Source organism: Haloferax marisrubri, from assembly GCF_001469875.2.
In the GTDB taxonomy this organism is placed as follows: domain Archaea; phylum Halobacteriota; class Halobacteria; order Halobacteriales; family Haloferacaceae; genus Haloferax; species Haloferax marisrubri.
Map to the genome: position 1 here is coordinate 314,159 of NZ_LOPW02000010.1, position 21,669 is coordinate 335,827.

A 21,669-nucleotide genomic window follows, 5' to 3' on the forward strand; every position below is an offset into this window, starting at 1 on the left:
TGAGGATTCTACTAGTGCCCGAGTCGAAAACCCGCCGCCAACTCCGTCGTCGGCGCGGTGCAACGCTTACGCGCGGGGACAGAACTATACTCCGCCCACGGTATCTGTCGGTTATGACGACCACCCCGACGCCCGTCCGCGCGCCGCCCGTCGGCGTCCCGTCGAATCGCTTCGGCGCATCCCCGACTCCGCAGGGTGTATCGAACACATGACAGACCCATCGAGTCGGGCGGACGACGTGGTCGATGCCGTCGTCGAGACGCTCTGTGCGGCCGCGCCGTCGATTCGGGCGGGGCTGCCCGGCCGACGCGTCTACGAGGAGGGCACGAACCCGAGCGGCGAGCGCCAGTTGGAAGCCGACACCTACGCCGACGAACTGCTGTTGAAGCGACTCCGCCCCCTCGACGGCGTCGGCGAGTACGCCAGCGAGGAGCGCGCCGACGTCATCGACATCGGCGAGGGCGTGTCCGTCGCGCTCGACCCGCTCGACGGGTCGACGAACCTGAAGCCGAACAACGTCATGGGGACGCTCTACAGCATCTACGACGAACCGCTCCCCACGGGCGGCGAGAACCTGCTCGCCGCTGGCTACATTCTCTACGGCCCGGTGACGACGCTCGTGGCCGCCCGCGACGGCGTCGTCAGCGAGTACATCCTCGAATCAGGCATCAAGCGTCCGCTCCGCGAGGAACTGACGCTCCCTGACGACCCCGCCATCTTCAGTTTCGGCGGCCGGGTCAACCGCTGGTTCGACGACTTCGAGGCGTTCGCCCGCGAGACGGAGCGGACCGAGGGAATGAAACTCCGCTACGGCGGGTCGATGATCGGCGACGTGAACCAGATTCTCCACTACGGCGGCGTCTTCGCGTACCCCGCACAGACTGACGCCCCGGGCGGCAAACTCCGACAGCAGTTCGAGGGCTTCCCCATCGGCTACATCATCGAGTGCGCTGGCGGGCGGTCCTCCGACGGCGAGCAGTCGCTCCTCTCCGGGACGCCCGACGGTATCCACGACCGCGTGCCAGTCTACATCGGCAACGAACCGCTCGTCGAGTCGCTGGAAGCGCGACTGGACTGACGGTCGCGGATATCGTCACAGTCGAATTAGAACTCTCGGACGGTAGGGTTTGAATCGGTTACTGTTGCGTTTGTTTTGCCGCTGTCGCCCCTCGTGAGTACGGTCGCGCTGGTCGTCCTCGCGGTGCCGACGTGGGTGGTCGTGAGTCGTCTGTTGTTCAACTCCGGCGGCGCGCTGGCGATGATTGACGACGAGTTCGACCGCGGCGGGTAGAGACCGCGGAAGCAGTCGAATTTCCCCGCCCGAGCTTAAGACAGAAATATTATGTTTTCTAGAATCATTCTGGAATATGTAGTTTTCACGGGGAGTTCGAATTTCTCACGTGATATCTCGTACAACCACATCGAAAGTAGCGATAATTGGTGATTCAGATTATAATTGTACAGAGGTTGTAATCTGGTGTTTGAATGAGTACAAACGAGTTCGCGGCGGTCTAGAACGCTCACATCGGCGTATTTTCTAATACCTGCTACCACAGCAGCAAAGACTGTTTTCTATCCACCTGATATATACTACTATCCGTAAAGTCTGTCGCTACAGCGAAGTACTACGGCACGCGTCGCTACCAAGAGATGAACGTCGCCGCCGGCTGTGTTTGCGGCGTCGCGACGGACTCACCAGCGGTCAGAGCGACGACTACTCGGTGGTCGTGTCGTTCATCGCGGCCGGCGGGCTGGAGTCGCTCGGTGGCTCGGACCCACTCGGCGGTTCGGACCCGTTCGGTGGCTCGCCCGGACCGCCGTCAGCGCCCGAAAACGAGTCGTCCGCCGCCGTCTCGCCGGACGTGTACAGCGCCACGTTGAGCGTGCCGCTGTAGCCCTCGCTCGTCTCGGTGACGTCGAGGACTAACTGTGCCGCGTTGTCCTGTTGGAAGATGTTGTCCTCCGAGTTCAGCGTGTCGCGGTCGCCGCGGTCGGCGTACGGCGCTTGGGTGTACACCCGGTCGGTGCGGTCGTCGTCGAAGAACAACTGTGAGGTGAACTCGTAGGCCTCCGTCGCGTCGTCCGACGAGCGAACCTTGAAGTGGATGTGGACGGCGCGACCCGTGTACCAGCCGGGGTAGATAGTCGTAAACGACGCCGCCCCGACGTCGTCGGTGAGCTGAATCCCGCGGAGGAAGTCCTGCCCGACGGTGTTCTGCATCTCCACGTCGGAGTAGACGCCGCTGGCGTTGGCGTGCCACACGTCGACGATGGCGTTATCGAGGGGCGTACAGCTGTCTTCGGTCAGTTCGAACACCTTGAACCTGAGGTCGAGCCTGACGCCGTCTTCCTGCTCGCCGGTGTCGCTGTCCGCCCGGATGTCCGAGCGTCGGAGGTTCTCGTCGACGTAGTACGGCCCTTCGGTCAGTTCGGGCTGGGCGACGCAGGCGGTCGTCCCGTCGCTCGTCGTGACCGACGTATCGGTCATGGTCCCCGTCGCCGGGTAGTCCGGGTCGTCGGTCGACATCGCGGGCGACACGGTCGTCTCGGTGCTCGTCGCGTTCTCGGTGTCTGTCCCCTCGGCGTCGCCGCCGGACGTACAGCCGGCGAGCCACGCCGCCGCGGCCGTCCCGCCGACCGCGAGCGCCTGCCGCCGCGTCAGCAGCCGACCGACCGGTTCGTCGTCGTTGTCCATAGTCGTCTGTTCGCCGTCGGGCCGATAACCGTTGGCCGAACTGGGGCAGAACTGCGGCCCCAGTTATCCACAAATTCGAGTGCCATCGGGGGCGTCGCGGCACACCCGACGGTCAGGCGGTCAAAAAACACGTGTCGAACTGCGGCCTGTCGGGAGGTCGGCGCGTCTAGTGGAACAGCCGCCACACCAGTCCGAGGAGGATGAACGGCGCGAACGGTATCATCAGCACCGCGATTCCAGCGACGATGAGCGTCCCCATCAGACCCATCTGGATGTTCGAGTAGTCGGTTCGAACGGGGTTGACTGCACGAGCCATACCTACTCGTCGGGTTGCCCTATACATAAGCTAACTGGATAGTTAATATATAAATAGGCGCGAGAGCGGGGGCGACAGTTGTGGGTGAAAACACGACGCAACGGTGGGCTTACGCCCGACTTGGTTCCGGCGCGCGGAGCGCCAAGAGTACGCCGACGACGGCGACCCCGCCCGCGGCGAAGAACGCCGGCTCGTACCCCGCGTAGTCGATAATCGCGCCGGCGGCGATGGGCGCGGCGAACGCGCCGAGGAGGCCGACGCTCGTCAGGAGCGAGACGGCCGTCGTCCGCACCGCGGGGGCGACGAGTTCGGCGATGTACGAGAAGATGAGCCCCGTCACGAGCTGGATGGCGAAGCCGACGATGACGACCCCGACGACGACCGCGCCGAGTCCCGAGACGAACGCGAACGCGACGATCGCGGGGGTTGCGACGGCGAACGACGAGACGATGACCCGGCGACGACGGCCGCCGAACACGCGGTCGGTGACCACACCGCTGGTCGAGCGCGCGACCGCGCCGATGGCGGGAAAGAGCGCGGTCAGGAGGCCGCTCGCGGCCAGCGAAATCGGGAACTCGCTTGCGAGGAAGCTCGGGAGCCACGTGTTGACGAACAGGTACAGCGAGTAGGCGAGAAAGCAGAGCGCGCAGACTGTCCAGACCGCCCGGCTGCCGAACAGTTCGCGGAGCGCCGCCCGGTCGGGCGCGGGCGCGTCGACGCCGGGAACGCGGCGGCGGGTCGCGAGCATGAAAAAGACGACGCCGACGACGGCGAGCGCGGCGTACAGCGGGAGAATCGCCGGCCACCCGGCGACGTTCGCGATGAGCGGGCTTCCGAACTGGCCGAGGGCGAACCCGACCGGCGCGCTCGCGGTGAACACACCGACCGCGGTCGCACGCTGCTCCGCGGGGACCGCGTTGCCGACGACGTTCGCGCCCGCGTTCCAGAACGTGACGTACGCGAGGCCGCCGAGCACCCGCGAAACGAGGAGCCAGCCGTACGCGCCGGCGGTGGCCGCGTACCAGCCCCAGCCGCCGGCGACGACCAGCGCGACGGTCGCCAATCCGACCACGCGGCGCACGGAAAACCGGTCGAGGACGACGCCGACGGGGACGCTCGTGACGACCGCCGTCGCGTACATGATACTGACGAGCCAGCCCGCCGCGCTCGAACTCAGCCCGAGAGACTCCTGAATCGCCGGAAAGACGCTTGCCGGGGCGATTTCGTAAGCCGCGGCCGCCGTCGAAAGCAGGAAGAAGCCGACGACGAGGCCCAGTATCTCGCGTCGCGTGCCCATCCCGTCCGTTGTCGTACTCACGGTTTTACCACCTGCTCGGCGTGGGCTGAAATCGTTTGTCGTTCTGCTGTGCTGAGCAAATGAGCCACACGCTAGTTTTGTACTTTTTGTCGATTACTGTCGTTCTTCGAGCACGGTGTTGCCTCGACCAATTGGCACAAGATAGTACAATACTCCATTACTAGTGAAATCTATCTTCGCTCGATTATCTGGGACGACTGCCGATGTGAAACACTATGGAAAAAGATATCACGGCAAAAATAGCTGATGAATCTGATTAGAAGTGCGGCACACATATTTTATCGAGGTTTTTTTGAGACATATGGTGACAACTACGTTCTCCTGGGTTTGACTGTCCCATTCCTGAGATCTAGTATTTGTATTGTTGTTCATTCTCAATATTCCTGGATGACGTTACTATCCCGTTGGGAGAGAGAATAGGCTTGTGAAGGCACGATAACGTCGCGGAGCTACCTATCGACACGAGACACGGAACGCCAGTACATTTTTGAGTTCTTGGTTGAGAGTATCCACTGATGTTTGCAAATCGGGCTGCCCTTGCAGCTACATCCGAACACAAACTCGTACTCGACTGCCTTGAGGCGGGGATTCGCGCTGCACACCCGCAGTCGGTTATCGAGCGGACTGTGTCGGTAGTTGACAACACGTTACACGTCGGTGAGCACGACTACGACCTCGACGACTACGACCGCCTGCTCGTGTTGGGTGGTGGTAACGCCGCTGCCCACGTCGCTGCGGCCCTCGAGACGTGCTTGTCCGACCGAATCGACGACGGACTGGTCGTGACAGACGATCTTGTTTCGCTCTCGAGGGTCAGCTGTGTCGAGGGGTCTCACCCGATTCCAGATGCGTCCGCCGTTTCGGGGACCGCCGAGCTACTGGAGCTCGCGTCAGACGCGACGACAGACGATCTCGTGCTCAGTATCGTGACGGGTGGGGGGAGCGCTCTCCTTCCTGCCCCAGCGGGTACACTCACTCTTAGTGACGTACAGGCAGTCACCGAGACACTTCTCAGGGCCGGTGCGACGATTGGAGAGATCAATACGGTTCGAAAACATCTCTCAGCAATCAAGGGCGGTCGTCTCGCGGTCGCTGCCTCGCCAGCGGATGTCATCGGGCTCGTGTTCAGCGATGTCGTCGGGAACGATTTGGGTGCAGTGGCGAGCGGCCCTGTCTCGCCGGACCCGACGACATACGACGACGCACAAGCGGTGTTCGACCGCTACAACATCGAACCGCCTGAACCGGTTGTGCGCCACCTCAAAGACGGCTGCCAAGGAGAGCACCCAGAAACGCCTACAGAAGACCACCCGGCCTTCGCTGGTGTGGACGTTCACGTCTTGGCAGATAACGGAACCGCGCTGGAGAGTGCCGCCGAAGTCGCTCACGAACACGGGTACGAGCCGATGATCTTGTCATCGCATGTCCGAGGCGAAGCGAGCGAAATCGCGAAAGTACACGTCGGTCTCGCAGAGGAAGCGCTCGCCGCGAAACGACCGGTCGAACCACCGGCGGTCGTCCTTTCCGGCGGCGAAGCAACAGTAACCGTCTCGGGCGACGGACATGGCGGACCAAACCAAGAGTTCGCGTTGAGTGCTGCACTCGAACTCGATGCGGCGGGCGTCGTCGTTGGAGCGGTTGATACGGATGGCATCGATGGCAATACCGACGCCGCTGGGGCACTCGTCGATGCCGAGCTACTTGACGACCAGGAGAGTGCACAGGCTGGGCTCGCACAAAACGACGTTTATCCACACCTCGATGCCACGGGGGCACTTCTTCGATCGGGGCCGACCGGGACAAATGTAAACGATCTTCGTGTGATGGTAATCACGTCGACGTGAACTACTTCGGGGTCAAGCCCCGGGACTTCCCGTGGGTAGACCCGATATTCTGTGTTTCCCCTTCGTGAGCCGTGGTCCGCACGAGAATGTCTCAATCGTGACCCAGCAGCGAGCCGGCCGGCATCTATCTACGCAACAACACGTACTATATAAGGTTCCATCTCACGGGACATAATTATCGATGATAGATTATGTGGCAAGAGATTACAACGGTATATTTGTAATGTATCGCACGAACATGGCTTCACCCGCACGGCAGTCGTCCTACTGGTATTTCATATTGAGCTCGACCTCGTTGACGACTCCCAGGAGTTTGTCTGGCAGTTCTTCGCGGTAGAATTCGCCTTTGAACCGGTTCTGCGGACCAGAGATACCGATCGCACCTAACGGCTGTCCGTTCGGCTTGATAACTGGAACTGAGACGGACCGGAGACCCTCGATATACTCTTGATCGTTGAAACTGACGCCCTCGTCTCTGATCTCGCGGAGTTCGTCGTAGAGCTCGTCTTCGTCCGTGATGGTGTTCTCGGTGACTTTTGGGAGCCCATGACGCTCGATAATGCGAGCGATTTGGTCGTCAGTCAGTTGAGCGAGAATCGCTTTTCCACCGGAGGTCGCGTGGATTGGCATTCGCTTTCCGAGCTGTGTGTTCGTCTGAACGGCGTGTTCTCCGGTTTCTCGATAGATGTACACGAGATAGCCGTGTTCTTCGATCATGAACTGAGCACGTTCGTCAGTCTCCGAGGCGAGTGCTTTGACTTTCGGTTCGATCTGAGCGAACGCCTCGTGTCGGTTGTTTACACCCATACCGATGTAAAGAAATCGGGAGCCAATGTAGTAGAGATCCCCCGTCTTCATCACGTACTCTCGTTCTTCGAGTGTCTTGAGATGCCGGTGAACCGTGCTCTTGGGCAGCTCTAACTCCGTCGCCAGTTCCGATACTCGAGCCCCGTTTCGGTCTCGTAGTTCCTCGATAATCCTGAACAGCTTGTGTGTCGTTTTCATGGTTTGTGTTTCCGTTAGTCGTGATTCTCAGCGATGACACATAAAGTTTCACAATGTGGAACAGAACACTCAGAGCCTCACTTCGGATTGGCGCGCGTGTCTCGGCGTACACACGTAGTGTTCGTGTGAGTCATACTCACACATATGCACTCAACAATCATTATGGTTGTTCGCGTGTCCATACATCCGTCTTCGAACGCAACGAAGTGAGACCCCATACTGGCCGCTAATCAGCATCGAGTGTGTGCCATGATACGGAACTTTATATACAAAGTTGCTGAATACGAAGTGCAATCGGTGACTAATCATAAAAAACGAAACGTCCGTCAGTTTGGTTTCGTTACGCTTCGTCGCCGACGGTCCAGGAGTCGTCCCACACGTCTTGTTCCTTGTAGAACTCAGCAACACCCGGGTGGACCGGATGTTCTGGAATGACTGCGGTGGCCATATCTGCCGGGTCAGAGTGGTCAGCGTACGTCTGGTCGGCCTCTCGGATCGTCTCGCCGTGTTCGTGACTAATCCGAGCCAGTTCGTGTGCGGCGTCTGCTGGCACTTCCGGGCCGAGCAGACACTGCAGGTCAAGATTCCAGCTGACGATCGAGTCGGTAACCTTCGTGACCTCCTGATTCCATCCGTACGGCTCGATTTCGGCTAAACGTGCGCCCCCGACCTCTTCGATGGCCTGTTTGAAGTCGTCGGCGACATCGACGAGATAGACGTCGTTTCGAGCGTCGATCTGCTTTGCCCAGCCAGTCAGTTCGACGCGATTCGATCCGTACACCGCAACAGCGTCAACGCGTCCCTCTTCGATCGCACCGGGGATGTCGCTCGTGTTGACGTTGATGATGTCGACTTCCTCCCACATTCCGGCGACTCGCATCACCTCTTCGGTGAGTAGTCGCGTCCCAAAGCCCGGCTGAATCGGGTAGACGGTTTTCCCCGCGAAGTCTGCGGTCGATTCGATTCCAGAGCCTTCCACGGCAACCCAGAAGATATCGAGACCGTTGAACCGGAACGACTGATAGCCGATGTTGTCGACCGGTTCATCGTTGAATCGGTCCGTTTCGTTGACCGCTTTGTTGATCGTGTTGTTGTCCGTCGCGATGGCAGGGATGTTGCCCTGGTCGTACTGGTACATGTTGGCGACGTTCCCCTGGGTCTGCTCGACGGTCATTCGGAGGGTGTCGCTGTGCTCGTTGAGTGCTCGAGCAAGTGCTTGCATCGAGTTGAACGCCGTACTCCCCTGTGAGGAGCCGCCCATTCGTAGTTGGTACGAGGTACCACCTGAGCCACCGTCCGAACCCGAATCATCGCTCGAGCCGCCGTCCGACCCTGAATCGCCGCCGGATCCACTGCCAGACCCACTGTCGGATTCGCTGTCGCCACCGAGACAGCCGGTGATTGCAACGGTCCCGGCACCCGCAGCGGCTGCTTTGAGAATACTCCGTCTAGTCCGTGCGCTGTGTGCTTGCTTAGACATCCGCTCTTGACGTTCATGTACATCAATGATAAACCTTGTTGTTAATTCCAATATTTGATTGGTACTCAAATTATCCTCAGGGGGTCGGTCCTGTGGCAGTCGGCCTGAGAGCGAGATACCCCCTTGGTTGGTCGCCACCCAAATATTTTTATCAAGATAGAGCATCAATCGGACCGATGTCGTATGACATAGCGGTGATTCCAGGCGACGGTATCGGAATCGAAGTGACAGAAGCGACCGAGCCACTTCTCATCGAACTTGCTGCGGCCCACGGCGTTGAGATTGAGACGACGTGGTTCGACTGGGGAAGCGAGCGGTATCTCGAAGAGGGTGCGCTCATGCCCGACGACGGTTTAGAGACGCTCAAAGAGTTTGACGCGATTCTGCTCGGTGCGGTGGGTCACCCAGACGTGCCGGACCACGTTACACTCCGGAACCTTCGCCTCCCGATCACCAAGGGATTCAACCAGCACATCTGCAAGCGCCCCTCGTATCTCTTTGATGGGGTCGAAAGCCCGCTTCGTGGCTACGGGGGCGGTGATATCGATCTCGTTGTCTACCGGCAGAACACCGAAGGCGAGTACGCCGACGTCGGTGGACGCGAACACCAAGGATTCGGGAACGAAGTCGCAGTTCAGTCGGCGGTCTACACACGCGAGGGGACCGAAGCAATCGTCCGGGCCGCGTTCGAGGCCGCGACAGAGCGGAGTGGAAAACTAACCAACATCACGAAGTCGAACGCACAGGCTTACGGGATGGTGTTCTGGGACGAAATCGTCGAGGAGATTAGCGAGGAATACCCGGACATCACCGTCGAACGACTCCTCGTCGACGCCGGGAGTATGGACTTCGTTCGTCGTCCCAACGAGTTCGACGTCGTCGTCGCATCGAACCTGTTCGGCGATATCCTCACCGACATCGGTGGCATCATCTCCGGGAGTCTTGGGATGGCCCCGTCGACGAACATCAACCCGAGCGGGGAGTACCCGTCGATGTTCGAACCGGTCCACGGGAGCGCCTTCGATATCATGGGAGAGGGCATCGCGAACCCGGTCGGGATGCTGTTGTCGATGTCGTTGATGTTCGAGCATCTCGAAGAGGACGACCTCGCCGAGACGCTCTGGGACGGCGTCGGTGCACAGCTAGCTGATTCGGACGCACCGCGGACCCCCGACATCGGTGGCACGGCAACGACGCTGGATGTTGTGGGCGACCTCGAAGAACGACTTCTCGAGTAACCCATGTATCACGTGCTACTTGCGGTCGACGGGAATGAAGACCGGACGGCAGCCGCAGTCGACGCGGTTGCCGACCTCCCCGCTGCCGAGTCAGCCGTCACCGTCACGATCCTCAACGTGTTCGAGGAGTTCGATGCAATCGACGACAGCGGTGGACACGTGACGTCGGAGGAACTCTTCGAAAAGTACGATCCGCCATCGAGCGTAACTGTCGCCCGCGAGAGACTGGACGAGCACGGAATTGACTGGACGTTCGAGGCGGCTCACGGCGACCCAGCGGCGACGGTCGTACAGACTGCAGCGGATTGTGACGCCGATGCGATTGCCATGGCGCCCGCCAGTCGCTCTCCGGTTGGGAAAGTGCTCTTCGGGAGCGTCACACAGGGCGTCCTGCTTGACGCCGAGTGTCCAGTCATCGTTGCCTAGTTCCTGACCGCCCGACAGCCTGCTGCCCCACTCCCGTTTTCGTCAGCTGAGATTGCCTCCCAACGGCTTCAGTCACACTCCCCGGAAACCGAGAGCCGATGTACTCGGACGTCTCAGGTACGGATTCGTTTGTCTGCTGTCATGCAAGACGTCGCCATATGACTGAGTCTACCATAACTAATTTATATGTTTGAATCTACTGTGAGAGTGAACCATGGTAGCAAGACGTATCCAGCGATTGAGATCAACAGACCTGGAAGACGCGGTGGGTGGGACGTTAACGCTCGCTGCTCTCGCGTTGTGGGCACTCGTTATCTTCTATGCCTACACCGTGTCGATGCCGCGGGCACAGTACGGTGTCCTGTTCATTGCCGGTGCAATCGGGGTGTACATCCTCAACGAACTCGAAGATGTCATCGCTGATCGGGACTATCTCGACGCAGCCCTGTTACTCGGGTCGTTAGTGATCACCATTGCCATCACCGTCTACGTCAACCTGCACTTCAGGGAACTGTACATCGACCGTGTTGGCTACGCGTTTCCACACGAGTACGCCTTGGCAGCTGCATTCCTCGCAGCAATTGTCTACCTCTCGTGGCGTTCGTTCGGGCTGACGTTCCTTAGCATCCTTGTGGGTGCGCTCCTGTACGGCTACTTCGGTGATCTGATTCCCGGAATCCTCGGGCACAGCGGGTTGAGCTACAGTCGACTGCTCCTCTTGCTCGCACTCGACATCACCGGCTTCTACGGCTTCCTGACTCAGTTAGTCGCGGCGTGGATCGCGCTCTTCTTGCTTTATGCGGGGCTGCTGGAGAGCTATGGTGCGTTCGACCTCATCTTCCGTGGAGCCGTCCGAACGTCGAAGTACATCGACTCGGGCGTTGCACAGACCGCTGTCGTCGCAAGTGCGGTTATCGGCTCGATCAACGGTTCACAGACCGCAAACGCCGGTATGACCGGGTCGTTCACAATCCCGATGATGAAAGAAAACGGCATCAAGCCCTCGACAGCAGGGGGGATTGAGGCGGTCGCATCCACAACTGGGCAGGTTCTTCCACCAGTTATGGGTGCGGGAGCGTTCATCATGGCCTCGCTTCTCGGCATCAGCTACGTGACCGTCATCACCGCGGGGCTCATTCCGGCGATGATCATGATGGTGTGTATAATTCTCGCGGTTCACTACATCGCGAGCAATCAGCTCGACTCGATCGACGTCGACGCCGTCCTCGACGAGTTGGAAGACCGGACTCGTCGGGACACCCTCGTCGACACGGTCAAGTTCATCATCCCATTCGGCGTGTTGGTGTACACGCTCGGCGTCATTCAGCTAACTGTGATGACGTCCGCGCTGTACACCGCCGTCACGATGTTGATCACCGGCATCACATTCCCCGTCTTCCAGGCGGCGTACGAGTCGCGCTCGGTGACGGCCGCGACTCGAGAGACGCTCTCGGACACGGTGGCTGGCTTCCGGCGCGGTGCGATCATCACGGCACCCATCGCCATTATCCTCGCGGCGATCAACGGCGTCGTTGATATTCTCATGACTACGGGCGTCCCCGGAATCCTCACCCTCTCGATGATGGATATCTCGGGTGGCATCATGCTCGTCGCTGTTCTGATATCGATGGTGATCTGTATCCTCCTCGGGTTGGGGATGCCGACGACTGCCGCCTACACCGTTGTGGCACTCCTCGTGGCTCCGACGCTCGTCAGTCGCTTCCTCGTCCCCGATCTGGCTGCCCACTTCTTCGTCTTCTACGGCGCGATTCTCTCGGGACTCACGCCACCGATTGCGACGTGTGCCGCGGTCGCCGCCGGTATCGCGAATGCCGACTTCGTCGAGACGTGCTACGAAGCCATCAAAGTCGCCGCCCCACTGTTCGTCTTGCCGTTCTCGTTCATCTACCACCCTGTCATCGTCTCAGGGGTACTCAGCGGCGGTGCCGTCTTCACCGGGTTGCTCATCTTGCTGGGCGGCATCAGCATCATCCACGGAATCAACTACCGCTTTGGCTACGGCAAATGGGCGCAACTCGGCACTCGAGTGGCGTTCTTTGTGGTTGGTGTCCTCACGATGGTGTACCCCAACTCGACAGTTCAGTACGCGGGGGCTGGCGTGATTATCACGCTCTTCGTCGTCCAACAGCTCGCGACTCGTAACGTTGCTGTCGGCGACACCATCAACAACTAGGTCCATCGATGTACAACCGTCAATACAAGACACCGACCGGTAACCGGTAGCCGGGAGAAACACGTACCACTCGTCGATTTCACTCCCGAGGACAGTTGTCGTCTCTTCCCCCACAGCACATACTGTGGGATGTCCTCTTACGTGGATGATACTTTTCGCTGACCACGTTTTCTTGGATGTATTTTCTGATATAGATCGGTAGAGAACCAATATAGTTGTGCCATTTCTATACATTTTTATATTGGCGTCCCCCCTTCTCGAAACTGTGCGCACAAAATATGAAACGGTAGATAGTCGCCACTATCTGTCCGAAAGCAGTTTAAATACCTAATAGTGGTATTATATGTTTTAGTTTGTCACGAAATTTGTATTAGCAAAAACTGATACTTCACTACACTATTGTTTATTTATTGCATTTCTCCTGCTTGTGTTGAGTATCACTATTCAGACAATATTGGCTCAGTCGCCACCCCGAAGCGCCTGCTCGATGGGCGTCTCGCCGCCCGTGAGGTGCATCGTCTCGCCGACCGTCCGGTCGATATCGAGACAGGCGACGACCGCCTGTGCCACGTCGGCCCGCGGAATCTCGGGCGTGTCGCCATCGAGACCCTCGACAGTCAGCGAGACGGCCCCGGTGCCCTCCGCGTCGGTGAGCCTCGTGGGGCGGAGAATCGTCGCGTCGAGCGACGACTGTTCGAGGTAGTCGTCCGCGCAGCGCTTGGCGACCAGATACGGTCGCAGCGGCTCGGGGCCGGCGAGCGGGTCGCCAGCGCCGATGGAGCTCACCATCACGAAGCGGTCGATTCCCGCCTCGACACAGGCGTCAATCACCCGTCGAGCGCCCCAGAGGTCGACCATGAGCGTCTTGTCCGCGCCGGTCGACCCGCCGGAGCCGGCGGTGAACACGACCGCGTCGGCCCCTTCGAGCGCCGCTTCGAAGTCGCCTTCGAGATCGCCCAGTCGCGGCTCGCCGCCGCGGTCGCGGACCGCCTCGAACTGCGATTCGTCGCGGACGACGCCGATGGGGTCGTGACCGGCGTCCGCGAGTCGCGGGAGGAGCTGCCGTCCGATACCACCATTCGCGCCGATGACTGCGACTTGCATCGTTCGCCGTCGCGTAGTCGCCCCGGCCAGATAGGGGCTGGGTTCGGCGAAGGTGGTGTCCGTGACTCGTCGCGGCGGCGCACCGATGCCCGGCGTTTCCCGTCGAACCGGACGGTGCTGCTGGAAACAACACCGTCGTTACCGTCGCGGGTCGGTGTTCGGGTATGCGCGATACGAACCGCGAGTGGATCTTCGCCGAGCGCCCCGAGGGAGAACCCGACATGGACAGTTTCGAACTCCGCGAGGGCGACCTCCCGGAGCCGCGACACGGAGAACTCCTCGTACGCGTGCGATACCTCTCCGTCGACCCGTACATGCGCGGGCGGATGCGAGACGCAGAGTCGTACGCAGAACCGTGGTCGGTCGGCGACCCACTACAGGGCGGCGTCGTCGGCGAAGTCGTCGAAAGCGAGAGCGAGGCGTACGACGCCGGCGACCTCGTGAGCGGTAACGGCACGTGGGCCGACTACACCGTCCTCGACGCCGATAACGTCGCGCCCGTCGACCCATCGGTCGCGGACCTCCCCGCCTACCTCGGCGTGCTCGGGATGCCCGGCCGGACGGCGTATTTCGGCCTGCTCGACGTGGGCGACCCCTCGCCCGGCGAGACGGTGGTCGTGTCCGGCGCGGCCGGTGCAGTCGGCTCCGTCGTCGGCCAGATTGCGAAGTTCAACGGCTGTCGCGTCGTCGGCTTCGCCGGCTCCGACGAGAAGGTGTCGTGGCTCACCGACGACCTCGGCTTCGACGCCGCAATCAACTACAAAGCAGTCGACGACTACCGCGCGGCGCTCGACGACGCCGCGCCCGACGGCGTCGACGTGTACTTCGACAACGTCGGCGGCCCCATCACCGACGCGGTGTTCACGAAACTGAACCTCGACGCCCGCGTCGCCGTCTGCGGACAGATTGCCCACTACAACGACGAGGGCGTGCCGACTGGCCCGCGAAAGCTCCCGCAACTCATCGCACCGCGGGCGAAAGTACAGGGACTGCTCGTCGGCGACTACGCGACCCGATTCGGCCAGGCCAGCGAGCAACTCGGCTCGTGGGTCGCATCGGGCGACCTCGAACACCGCGAGACCGTCGTCGACGGCCTGGAGAACGCGCCCGACGCGTTCCTCGGCCTGTTCTCCGGCGACAACATCGGCAAGCAGGTCGTCGGCGTGTCCGAACCATAACGCGCAGCTTCGCCGCCGACCGTCGGTGAGGTGACGGTCGCCCCCCAGAACGCGGACCGTCGTGTCATTCATTTTTAGCCCGGCCTAAATTTCGAAGCACCTATATCGGTTTAGGTGAGCCTAATTCGTATGAGAGAGACCGACGAGAACACGGGGCCGACGCGGAGAGACTACCTGACGTACGGTGGCGCGCTCCTCGGTGGCGGGGTGCTCGCGGGATGCGCCGGGCAGTCGGGCGGCGACGCGACGACCACGGCGACTGAGACCGCCACGGCGACCGAAACCGAGACGGAAGCCACCGAGACGGCGACCGAAACTGAGACCGACGACTCCAGCTACACGGCCGAGTTATCGCCGGTCGGGACGGTCACGCTGGACGAACCGCCGACGAACGTGTTCACTCACTTCCCGTGGTTCCCGGACATGGCGAGCGCGCTCGGGCAGGGCGACACCGTGAACAACCTCTGGTGGGACGGCACCGTCGCGGGCCTGGAGTACTTCACCGCCGGCTTCGACGACTTCGAAATCGAGTGGGCCGACGCGGCGGGCGAGTACGGCTTCACGAAAGAGAAACTGTACGAACTCGACAGCGACCTCCACCTCGTCGACCCCGCGTGGGTGTCCACGCAGGACAACTGGAACCAAGCCGACATCGACGAGGTCGCGGACAACATCGGCCCGTGGTTCGGAAACTACTACAGCAATTTCAACTCCACGCCCCCGGAAGAGTGGGCCGACGGCTACGAGTACTACGACCTCTGGGACCTGTTCGAACGCGTCGGGTCGCTGTACGGCGAGCGCGAGCGCTACGAGGCGCTCCAGTCCGTCCGCGACGACCAGCTCACTACCATCGAAGACGGCCTGCCGCCGGAGTCCGAGCGCCCGACCGCCGCGTACCTCTCGATTTCGACGGACCTGTCGAGCATCTACCTGCTCCGCCTGAACGCGCCCGGCTACTGGAACGCCCACACTCGGCCGCTCGGCGCGGTCGACGCCTTCGGCGACGAGGAATTCACGGGGCCGTTCCAGGAGGTCGACATGGAGGCGCTTCTCGAAGCCGACCCCGACGTGATTCTCGCGCTGTGGACGGTCACCGAGACGTTCGACTTCGACGGGCTGAAACAGAACCTCCAGGACGACCCGGTCGGCCGCGAACTGGCCGCCGTCCAGAACGACCGCGTCTACCCGCAGGGGACCCGGTGGCAGGGGCCGCTGATGAACCTGTTCCAGACCGAGATGACGGCCAAACAGCTGTATCCCGACCAGTTCGGCGAGTGGCCGACCTACGAGGACGGCGACGACTACCCCGACTTCGGGGCCGACGAACAGTTGTTCGACCACGGGCGAGTCGAGGAAATCGTCACGGGCGAGAATCTGTAGGCGCGTCGCCGGGGTGAGCGCGCAGCGTCACCTCCGACCCACACGAGTCACCTCGTCAGGTCGACCTGAATCGATTTCGCGGTGCTGATGACCTGCCCGGTGATGTCCTCTTCGAGATACCGACCGGTGAGTCGACTCGACGGTCCACAGACCCCGATGGCCGCCGCTGGCGCGCGCTCAGTCAGGGCGATGGACGTTCCCACCCCGATAACCCCCGCGGATTGTTCTTCTCTGCAAAACGAAATCCCGTTCTCGCGAATCGTTCGGAGTTCGCCGCGGAGCACGTTGCGGTCGGTAATCGTCTCAGCCGTCTGTGCATCGAGGCCGCGTTCGTCGAGGATGTCAGCGACGCGCTCGCGGCCGAGAGACGCGAGCATGGCCTTTCCGGGGGCCGTGACGTGGAGCGGGATGCGAGTTCCACACGCGTACTCGGGCGTCCAGTCGTTCGACCCGTGGGCCATGTAGACGCAGATACCGACGCCGTCTTCCTCCACGAACAGCGTCGAGACCTCTCCGGTGACCCGCGCCAAGTTGTCGACGTGCCGTCTCGCGGCGGTGAACACGCCGAGGTGCGACCGCACGTCCTCACCGAGCGCCAACAGCCCCATCGACGCGAGGTACTTCCGGTCTCGTTTCGTCACGTAGCCGAGTTCCGCGAGCGTGTTGAGGTGCGTGTGTACGACGCCCTTCGAGAGCCCGACGTCGGCCGCGAGTTCGGTGACGCCGAGCGCCTCGTCGGACGCGACCAGTCGCTCGAGGATGCGAAACGAGTTCATCGTCGCGTCGACCGTCGTTGTCCCCGTCATCTCTATAGTGCGACGAGGTAGCACGGCTATATAGAAATTGTTTTTCAGAGCAGAACGACGGCCCACACCACACACGCCCCCAGTACGTGCACAATTGTTAATTATTATAGCTTATACAACAAATGCCCGGCAATAGCTACCTCGTTTTGCTCTGCGAAACAATCTGAATCGTCCGATTTTCGGTAGTATGGCTCTCTAAACGAGCGGTTTCGATTTCGGCCATGGGGTTTTATCAATCAGTTTTTGAACGGATTGTCACGGTCGAACCAATGAAATCTGCCCAACTGACGGACACCCACACGGTAGCGATAACCGACACAGCGAAACCGCGCCCCGACGCGGACGAGGTGCTGGTCGAGATACACGCCTGTGGGGTCTGTACGACCGACCTGCACATGTACCACGGCAACCTCGACGTCGACTTTCCGACGGTGCCCGGCCACGAGAGTGCGGGCGAAGTCGTCGCTGTCGGGTCGGACGTCGACGCCTACGAGGTGGGCGACCGGGTCGCCATCAACCCGTCCGTGCCGTGCCACGAGTGTCGCGCCTGCAAGGCCGGGCGGGAGAACCTCTGTCACGACCTCACTTCGCTCGGCGGGGCCGCGAAACACGTCATCGACGGCGCGTTCGCGGAGTACGCGGCCGTCCCCGTCGGCAACCTCGAACCGATTGGCGACCTCGACTACCGGACGGCCGCGTTCGCCGAACCCCTCGGCTGCGTCATCAACGGCGTCGACCAGGTCGACCTGACGAGCGGCGAGACGGTCGTCGTGGTCGGTGCGGGCTTCATCGGCCTGCTTCTCGTCCAGGCGCTCCGGGCGAGCGGCGCGGGGACCATCGTCGTCTCCGAACCGGTCGATACCCGCCGAGAGGTGGCGAAAGCGGTCGGTGCCGACCACACCATCGACCCGACCGTCACGGACCCGACGACGGTGATTCCGAACCTCGTCGGCGACGTAGACATCGCCGTCGAGGCCGTCGGCCTCCCCCAGACCATCGCGCAGGCGCACTCGCTCACGGGGCCGGGTGGCCGGACGCTCATCTTCGGCGTCCCCCCGAACGACGCGACGATCGAACTCTCGCCGTACGACCTGTTCTTCGAGGAACGCGAGGTCGTTTCGAGCTACTCGCTCACGCCGGACACGTTCGCGCGAGCGGTGCGACTGCTCCAGAACGGCCGCATCGACGTTGACACCCTCGTCACCGACGAGTTCGGGCTCACCGGCCTCGAAACCGCCTTCGACCAGATGGAGGACAACCGCGGGCTGAAGAAGATTATCTACCCGGCCCGGTGACGCGGCACGACGCGACTGACCACTCAGACACATCACACACCACATCACTACCAATGACGAACGACCACAACCGACGAAGTTTCATCAAGACGGCAGCAGCAGCGGGTCTCCTCGGCGGCCTCGCCGGCTGTACCCGCGGCGGCGAACAGGCACAGAACAGCGGCGGTTCGACTGACGGCGGGGAGAGCACCGACGGCGGCACCTCGACTGCGTCGTCGTCCGAACCCGTCATCCCGCTCAGCGAGTACGACGCCGACATCGACTGGGCGCAGTTCGAGGGCTCGCAGATCAACATCGGTGCCGTCCAGCACCCGTGGGTCTCGGCCATCAAGCCGGCGATACCCGTCTTCGAGGAACTCACCGGCATCGACGTCGTCTGGAACATCCTGCCCGAAAACCAGTTCCGGACGAAGCGCCAGACCGACGTGAGCACCGGCGCTGGCCAGTTCGACGTCTTCTTCATGGACCAGGTGGTCAACCAGTACCGAAACGAAGGCTGGCTCCAGCCGCTCGACCCCTACTTCGAGGACGAGAGCCTGTACGACGAAGCCTGGTACCAGCCCGACGACCTCTTCGAGGCGTCGCGGTGGCAGGCCCACGGCGGCGGCTTCAGCGACGAGTGGACCGGCCTGCCCATCACCGTCGAGGTCCAGACCCAGTTCTACCGGACGGACCTCTACGAGAAACACGACCTCGAAGTCGCAGAGACGCTCGAGGAGTTCCGACAGAACGCCCAGACGATTCACGAAAACGAGTCGGAGGCCGTCGGCACCGTCGGCCGCGGGCAGAAGGGCTACGGGATGAACATCTTCATCCTGAACATGCTCCTCCGCGAGATGGGGACGTCTCTCTGGACGGAGTTCCCGACCGACTCCGGCCTCGACTCGTCGGGCGTCATCGACGCGGCGACGTGGTACACGAACCTCCTGCGGGACTACGGCCCCGACGGCGCGTCCACGCAGTCGTGGTCCGACGTGCTCTCGACGATGCAGGAGGGCCGCGCGGGCCACATCGTCGCCGACGCGAACCTGTTTTGGCCCGGCCTGACCGGCTCGGAGTCGTCGGTTTCCGACACCGTCGGCATCGCGAAGGTTCCCAAGCCGGCCGACGGCGAGTTCGCACCCAACGCGTACAACTGGCAGATTTCGACGTCGAAGAACGCGGCGAACTCGAAGCAGGCGTTCCTGTTCATGCTCTGGGCGACCTCGGAGCCGACCAACACGTGGATGCACCTCCACAGCGACGCCGCCTTCTCCGTCCGCCAGTCGGTCTGGGAGAACGACGAGTTCCGCTCGCAGGTCGGCGAGGAGTTCGCGCAGGTGACGCTCGAATCGCTCCAGTCGGCGTCGCCGGACCCGTTCGACCGGAAGTACCCCGAGTGGGGACAGCGCTACTCCGAGGAACTCCAGCGCGCCCTCGCGGGCCAGAAGTCCCCCGAGGCCGCGATGACGACGGCCGCCGAGGTCGCAGAGGAGATCTACAGCGAGTGACGCCATGAGCACGCAAACACAGACCGAAACGACGACGAGCGAGACGGGGGTCGCCAGGCTGCGGGCGCTGTGGAACGACTACCTCCCGTACTGGTTCATCGCGCCGATGGTGCTGGTGATGGTGCTTATCACCTTCTTCCCCGGCGCGTACGACCTCTACCTCAGCGTCATCGAGGAGCCCACGTTCGACGTCTTCGCGGCCGAGTTCGTCGGCCTAAACAACTACGCGACGGCGTTCGGTCGCGGCGGCGCGATGCACTCGTTTATCATCACGGTGACCGTCGTCGTCAGCGCGCTCGCCCTCGAAACCGTCCTCGGGTTCGGCCTCGCCGCGCTCGTCGCCGGCGTGGAGTCCGAGCGACTGCAGTCGTTCTACCGAGTGCTGTTTATCATCCCGATGGCCGTCGCGCCCGTCTCCCTCGCGACCATCGGCCGCATCATGCTGAACAGCGAAATCGGAGTCATCCCCTACCTCATCGAGGCGACGACGCCCTTCGCGGCCCCGGCGTTCCTCTCTGAGATTCCGCTGTTGACGGTGGTGCTTCTCGACACGTGGAACTGGACGCCGTTCATGTTCATCATCTTCTACGCCGGCCTCTCGTCGGTGCCCGACACGCTCATCGAGGCGTCACGCGTCGACGGCGCGCCGCTGTGGCGTCGCTACCTCCACGTCGTCATCCCGTACATGAAGCCCGTGGTGTTCGTCGCCACGCTCATCCGACTCATCGACCTCTTTCGGACGTTCGGCGTCGTCTACGGCCTGACGCAGGGCGGCCCGGGAACGGCCACCCAACTCGTGAGCATCAACATCTACGAACAGATGTTCATCAACAACTCGCCGGGCGTGGCGGCCGCGATTGCGGTCGTCTATCTCGTCTTCGTCGTCGCCATCGCGAACATCGTCATCGCCAAGGTCGGCTTCGAGGGGGTGTGGGACTGATGGCGTCCCAGAACCCGTCGCAGTCTACGTCCCAGTCGTCCGGTCCCGCGACCGGCGACCAGCGCCTCGACAAAGACACCCGCGAGACGCTCGTGAGTGTCGCCCGCCACGGACTCCTGTTGGCGTGGTCGTTCGTCGTGCTGTTCCCCCTGTACTGGTTGGCGTCGATGTCGCTGAAGCCGCCGGGGCAAGCCAACGCGCTGCCGCCGGACTGGCTCTTCCTGCCGACGGTGTACAACTACATCCGGCTCGCACAGGACGGCGCGTTCCTCGCGGCGTTCGCCAACAGCGTCGTCATGGTGTCGGCGTCGGTCGTGCTCGTGTTGCTCATCGGCGTGCCCGCGGCGTACGTGCTCTCGCGGTACGCCATCCCGATGGAGCGGGACGTGCTCGTGTGGATTCTCTCCTCGCGGATGCTCCCGCCTATCGCCGTCGTCATCCCGTTTTTCGTCATCTTCCGGTCGCTCAACCTCTTCGACACCCGAATCGGGATGGTGTTCATGTACGTCAGCATCAACCTCTCGCTCGTCGTCTGGGTGATGAAGGCGTTCTTCGACGGCATCCCCGAGACGCTCGAAGAGGCCGCCCGCGTCGACGGCGCGACCCGGTTCCAAGGCTTCCGCAAGGTCGTCCTCCCGGCGGCGAAACCGGGCATCTTCTCGGTCGCGATTATCAGTTTCATCTTCGCGTGGATCGAGCTCCTGTTCGGACTCGTCCTGACGAACTTCGAGGCGGTCCCGGTGACGCTGTTCGTCTACTCCTTTATCGGCTCGCGCTCCATCGAGTGGGGGATGCTCGCCGCGGCCTCGATGGCGATGATTCTCCCGGTCGTCGTCTTCCTCATCGCGGTGAACAAGTACCTCGCCGCCGGGCTGAGCTTCGGCGTGGTGATCAAAGAATGAGACTGACGGACCCAGCACACGGCCGACGACCGTCGGCACGGCGGCGCGCATCGCTCGC

The 21,669-nt window shown here is 61.8% G+C and carries 18 protein-coding genes; 11 read left to right on the forward strand and 7 right to left on the reverse strand.

What is annotated here, in order from left to right; all coding sequences use genetic code 11:
* Positions 1 to 208 precede the first annotated feature (208 nt).
* Positions 209 to 1,078, forward strand: coding sequence for a class 1 fructose-bisphosphatase (locus AUR65_RS08785; RefSeq protein WP_058566480.1), 870 nt, complete (start codon positions 209 to 211; stop codon positions 1,076 to 1,078).
* Between the two features lie 636 nt (positions 1,079 to 1,714).
* Here AUR65_RS08785 and AUR65_RS08790 read toward each other — a convergent pair.
* The 3 genes from AUR65_RS08790 to AUR65_RS08795 form a co-directional block, all read right to left on the reverse strand.
* Positions 1,715 to 2,695, reverse strand: coding sequence for an intradiol ring-cleavage dioxygenase (locus tag AUR65_RS08790; protein WP_233194339.1), 981 nt, complete (start codon positions 2,693 to 2,695; stop codon positions 1,715 to 1,717).
* A 166-nt stretch (positions 2,696 to 2,861) separates the two neighbouring features.
* Positions 2,862 to 3,011 carry a DUF7535 family protein gene (locus tag AUR65_RS19935; protein WP_004041982.1) on the reverse strand — a complete coding sequence of 50 codons (150 nt, stop codon included), beginning with the start codon at positions 3,009 to 3,011 and terminating at the stop codon, positions 2,862 to 2,864.
* Positions 3,012 to 3,120: 109 nt separating this feature from the next.
* A complete protein-coding gene (locus AUR65_RS08795) occupies positions 3,121 to 4,329 on the reverse strand; it encodes an MFS transporter (protein WP_058566481.1) in 1,209 nt (402 codons plus the stop codon).
* A gap of 515 nt (positions 4,330 to 4,844) precedes the next feature.
* Between AUR65_RS08795 and AUR65_RS08800 the strand changes: the two genes are divergently transcribed.
* Complete coding sequence (locus AUR65_RS08800) at positions 4,845 to 6,173, forward strand: glycerate kinase type-2 family protein (protein ID WP_058566482.1); 1,329 nt, start codon at positions 4,845 to 4,847, stop codon at positions 6,171 to 6,173.
* A 264-nt stretch (positions 6,174 to 6,437) separates the two neighbouring features.
* On the opposite strand, the gene AUR65_RS08805 is transcribed toward AUR65_RS08800, so the two are convergent.
* Both AUR65_RS08805 and AUR65_RS08810 read right to left on the reverse strand, forming a co-directional pair.
* Entirely contained in the window at positions 6,438 to 7,178 is a 741-nt protein-coding gene (locus tag AUR65_RS08805; protein ID WP_004975960.1) for an IclR family transcriptional regulator, read from the reverse strand.
* A gap of 340 nt (positions 7,179 to 7,518) precedes the next feature.
* On the reverse strand, positions 7,519 to 8,658 hold the full coding sequence (locus tag AUR65_RS08810; protein ID WP_233194340.1) for a TAXI family TRAP transporter solute-binding subunit: 1,140 nt from the start codon (positions 8,656 to 8,658) through the stop codon (positions 7,519 to 7,521).
* A gap of 176 nt (positions 8,659 to 8,834) precedes the next feature.
* On the opposite strand from AUR65_RS08810, the gene AUR65_RS08815 reads away from it, so the two are divergent.
* The 3 genes from AUR65_RS08815 to AUR65_RS08825 all read left to right on the forward strand — a co-directional run bounded on the left by AUR65_RS08815 (position 8,835) and on the right by AUR65_RS08825 (position 12,516).
* Positions 8,835 to 9,896 carry an isocitrate/isopropylmalate dehydrogenase family protein gene (locus AUR65_RS08815; protein ID WP_058566483.1) on the forward strand — a complete coding sequence of 354 codons (1,062 nt, stop codon included), beginning with the start codon at positions 8,835 to 8,837 and terminating at the stop codon, positions 9,894 to 9,896.
* Positions 9,897 to 9,899: 3 nt separating this feature from the next.
* Positions 9,900 to 10,322: a universal stress protein gene (locus AUR65_RS08820; RefSeq protein WP_058566484.1), complete on the forward strand. Its 423-nt coding sequence runs from the start codon at positions 9,900 to 9,902 to the stop codon at positions 10,320 to 10,322.
* A 214-nt stretch (positions 10,323 to 10,536) separates the two neighbouring features.
* Positions 10,537 to 12,516, forward strand: coding sequence for a TRAP transporter permease (locus AUR65_RS08825; RefSeq protein ID WP_233194341.1), 1,980 nt, complete (start codon positions 10,537 to 10,539; stop codon positions 12,514 to 12,516).
* A gap of 459 nt (positions 12,517 to 12,975) precedes the next feature.
* On the opposite strand, the gene AUR65_RS08830 is transcribed toward AUR65_RS08825, so the two are convergent.
* Positions 12,976 to 13,620 carry an SDR family oxidoreductase gene (locus AUR65_RS08830; RefSeq protein WP_058566485.1) on the reverse strand — a complete coding sequence of 215 codons (645 nt, stop codon included), beginning with the start codon at positions 13,618 to 13,620 and terminating at the stop codon, positions 12,976 to 12,978.
* Positions 13,621 to 13,784: 164 nt separating this feature from the next.
* On the opposite strand from AUR65_RS08830, the gene AUR65_RS08835 reads away from it, so the two are divergent.
* A complete protein-coding gene (locus tag AUR65_RS08835) occupies positions 13,785 to 14,798 on the forward strand; it encodes an NADP-dependent oxidoreductase (protein WP_058566486.1) in 1,014 nt (337 codons plus the stop codon).
* 129 nt (positions 14,799 to 14,927) lie between these two features.
* Positions 14,928 to 16,178 (forward strand): ABC transporter substrate-binding protein, encoded by a 1,251-nt coding sequence (locus AUR65_RS08840; protein WP_058566487.1) that lies wholly within the window; start codon positions 14,928 to 14,930, stop codon positions 16,176 to 16,178.
* A 47-nt stretch (positions 16,179 to 16,225) separates the two neighbouring features.
* Here AUR65_RS08840 and AUR65_RS08845 read toward each other — a convergent pair whose 3' ends face one another.
* Positions 16,226 to 16,984, reverse strand: a complete 759-nt coding sequence (locus AUR65_RS08845; protein ID WP_058566488.1) for an IclR family transcriptional regulator — start codon at positions 16,982 to 16,984, stop codon at positions 16,226 to 16,228.
* Positions 16,985 to 17,253: 269 nt separating this feature from the next.
* On the opposite strand from AUR65_RS08845, the gene AUR65_RS08850 reads away from it, so the two are divergent.
* Genes AUR65_RS08850 through AUR65_RS08865 form a run of 4 tightly spaced genes read left to right on the forward strand, consistent with a single transcriptional unit; the run spans position 17,254 to position 21,611 of the window.
* Entirely contained in the window at positions 17,254 to 18,279 is a 1,026-nt protein-coding gene (locus tag AUR65_RS08850; protein WP_058566489.1) for a zinc-dependent alcohol dehydrogenase family protein, read from the forward strand.
* A gap of 53 nt (positions 18,280 to 18,332) precedes the next feature.
* On the forward strand, positions 18,333 to 19,769 hold the full coding sequence (locus AUR65_RS08855; protein ID WP_058566490.1) for an extracellular solute-binding protein: 1,437 nt from the start codon (positions 18,333 to 18,335) through the stop codon (positions 19,767 to 19,769).
* Positions 19,770 to 19,773: 4 nt separating this feature from the next.
* The gene (locus AUR65_RS08860; protein ID WP_058566491.1) at positions 19,774 to 20,709 is read left to right on the forward strand and encodes a carbohydrate ABC transporter permease; all 936 of its coding nucleotides are present in this window, start codon (positions 19,774 to 19,776) and stop codon (positions 20,707 to 20,709) included.
* Entirely contained in the window at positions 20,709 to 21,611 is a 903-nt protein-coding gene (locus AUR65_RS08865; RefSeq protein ID WP_058566492.1) for a carbohydrate ABC transporter permease, read from the forward strand. Before AUR65_RS08860 ends, AUR65_RS08865 begins: the two co-directional genes overlap by 1 nt.
* Positions 21,612 to 21,669 lie beyond the last annotated feature (58 nt).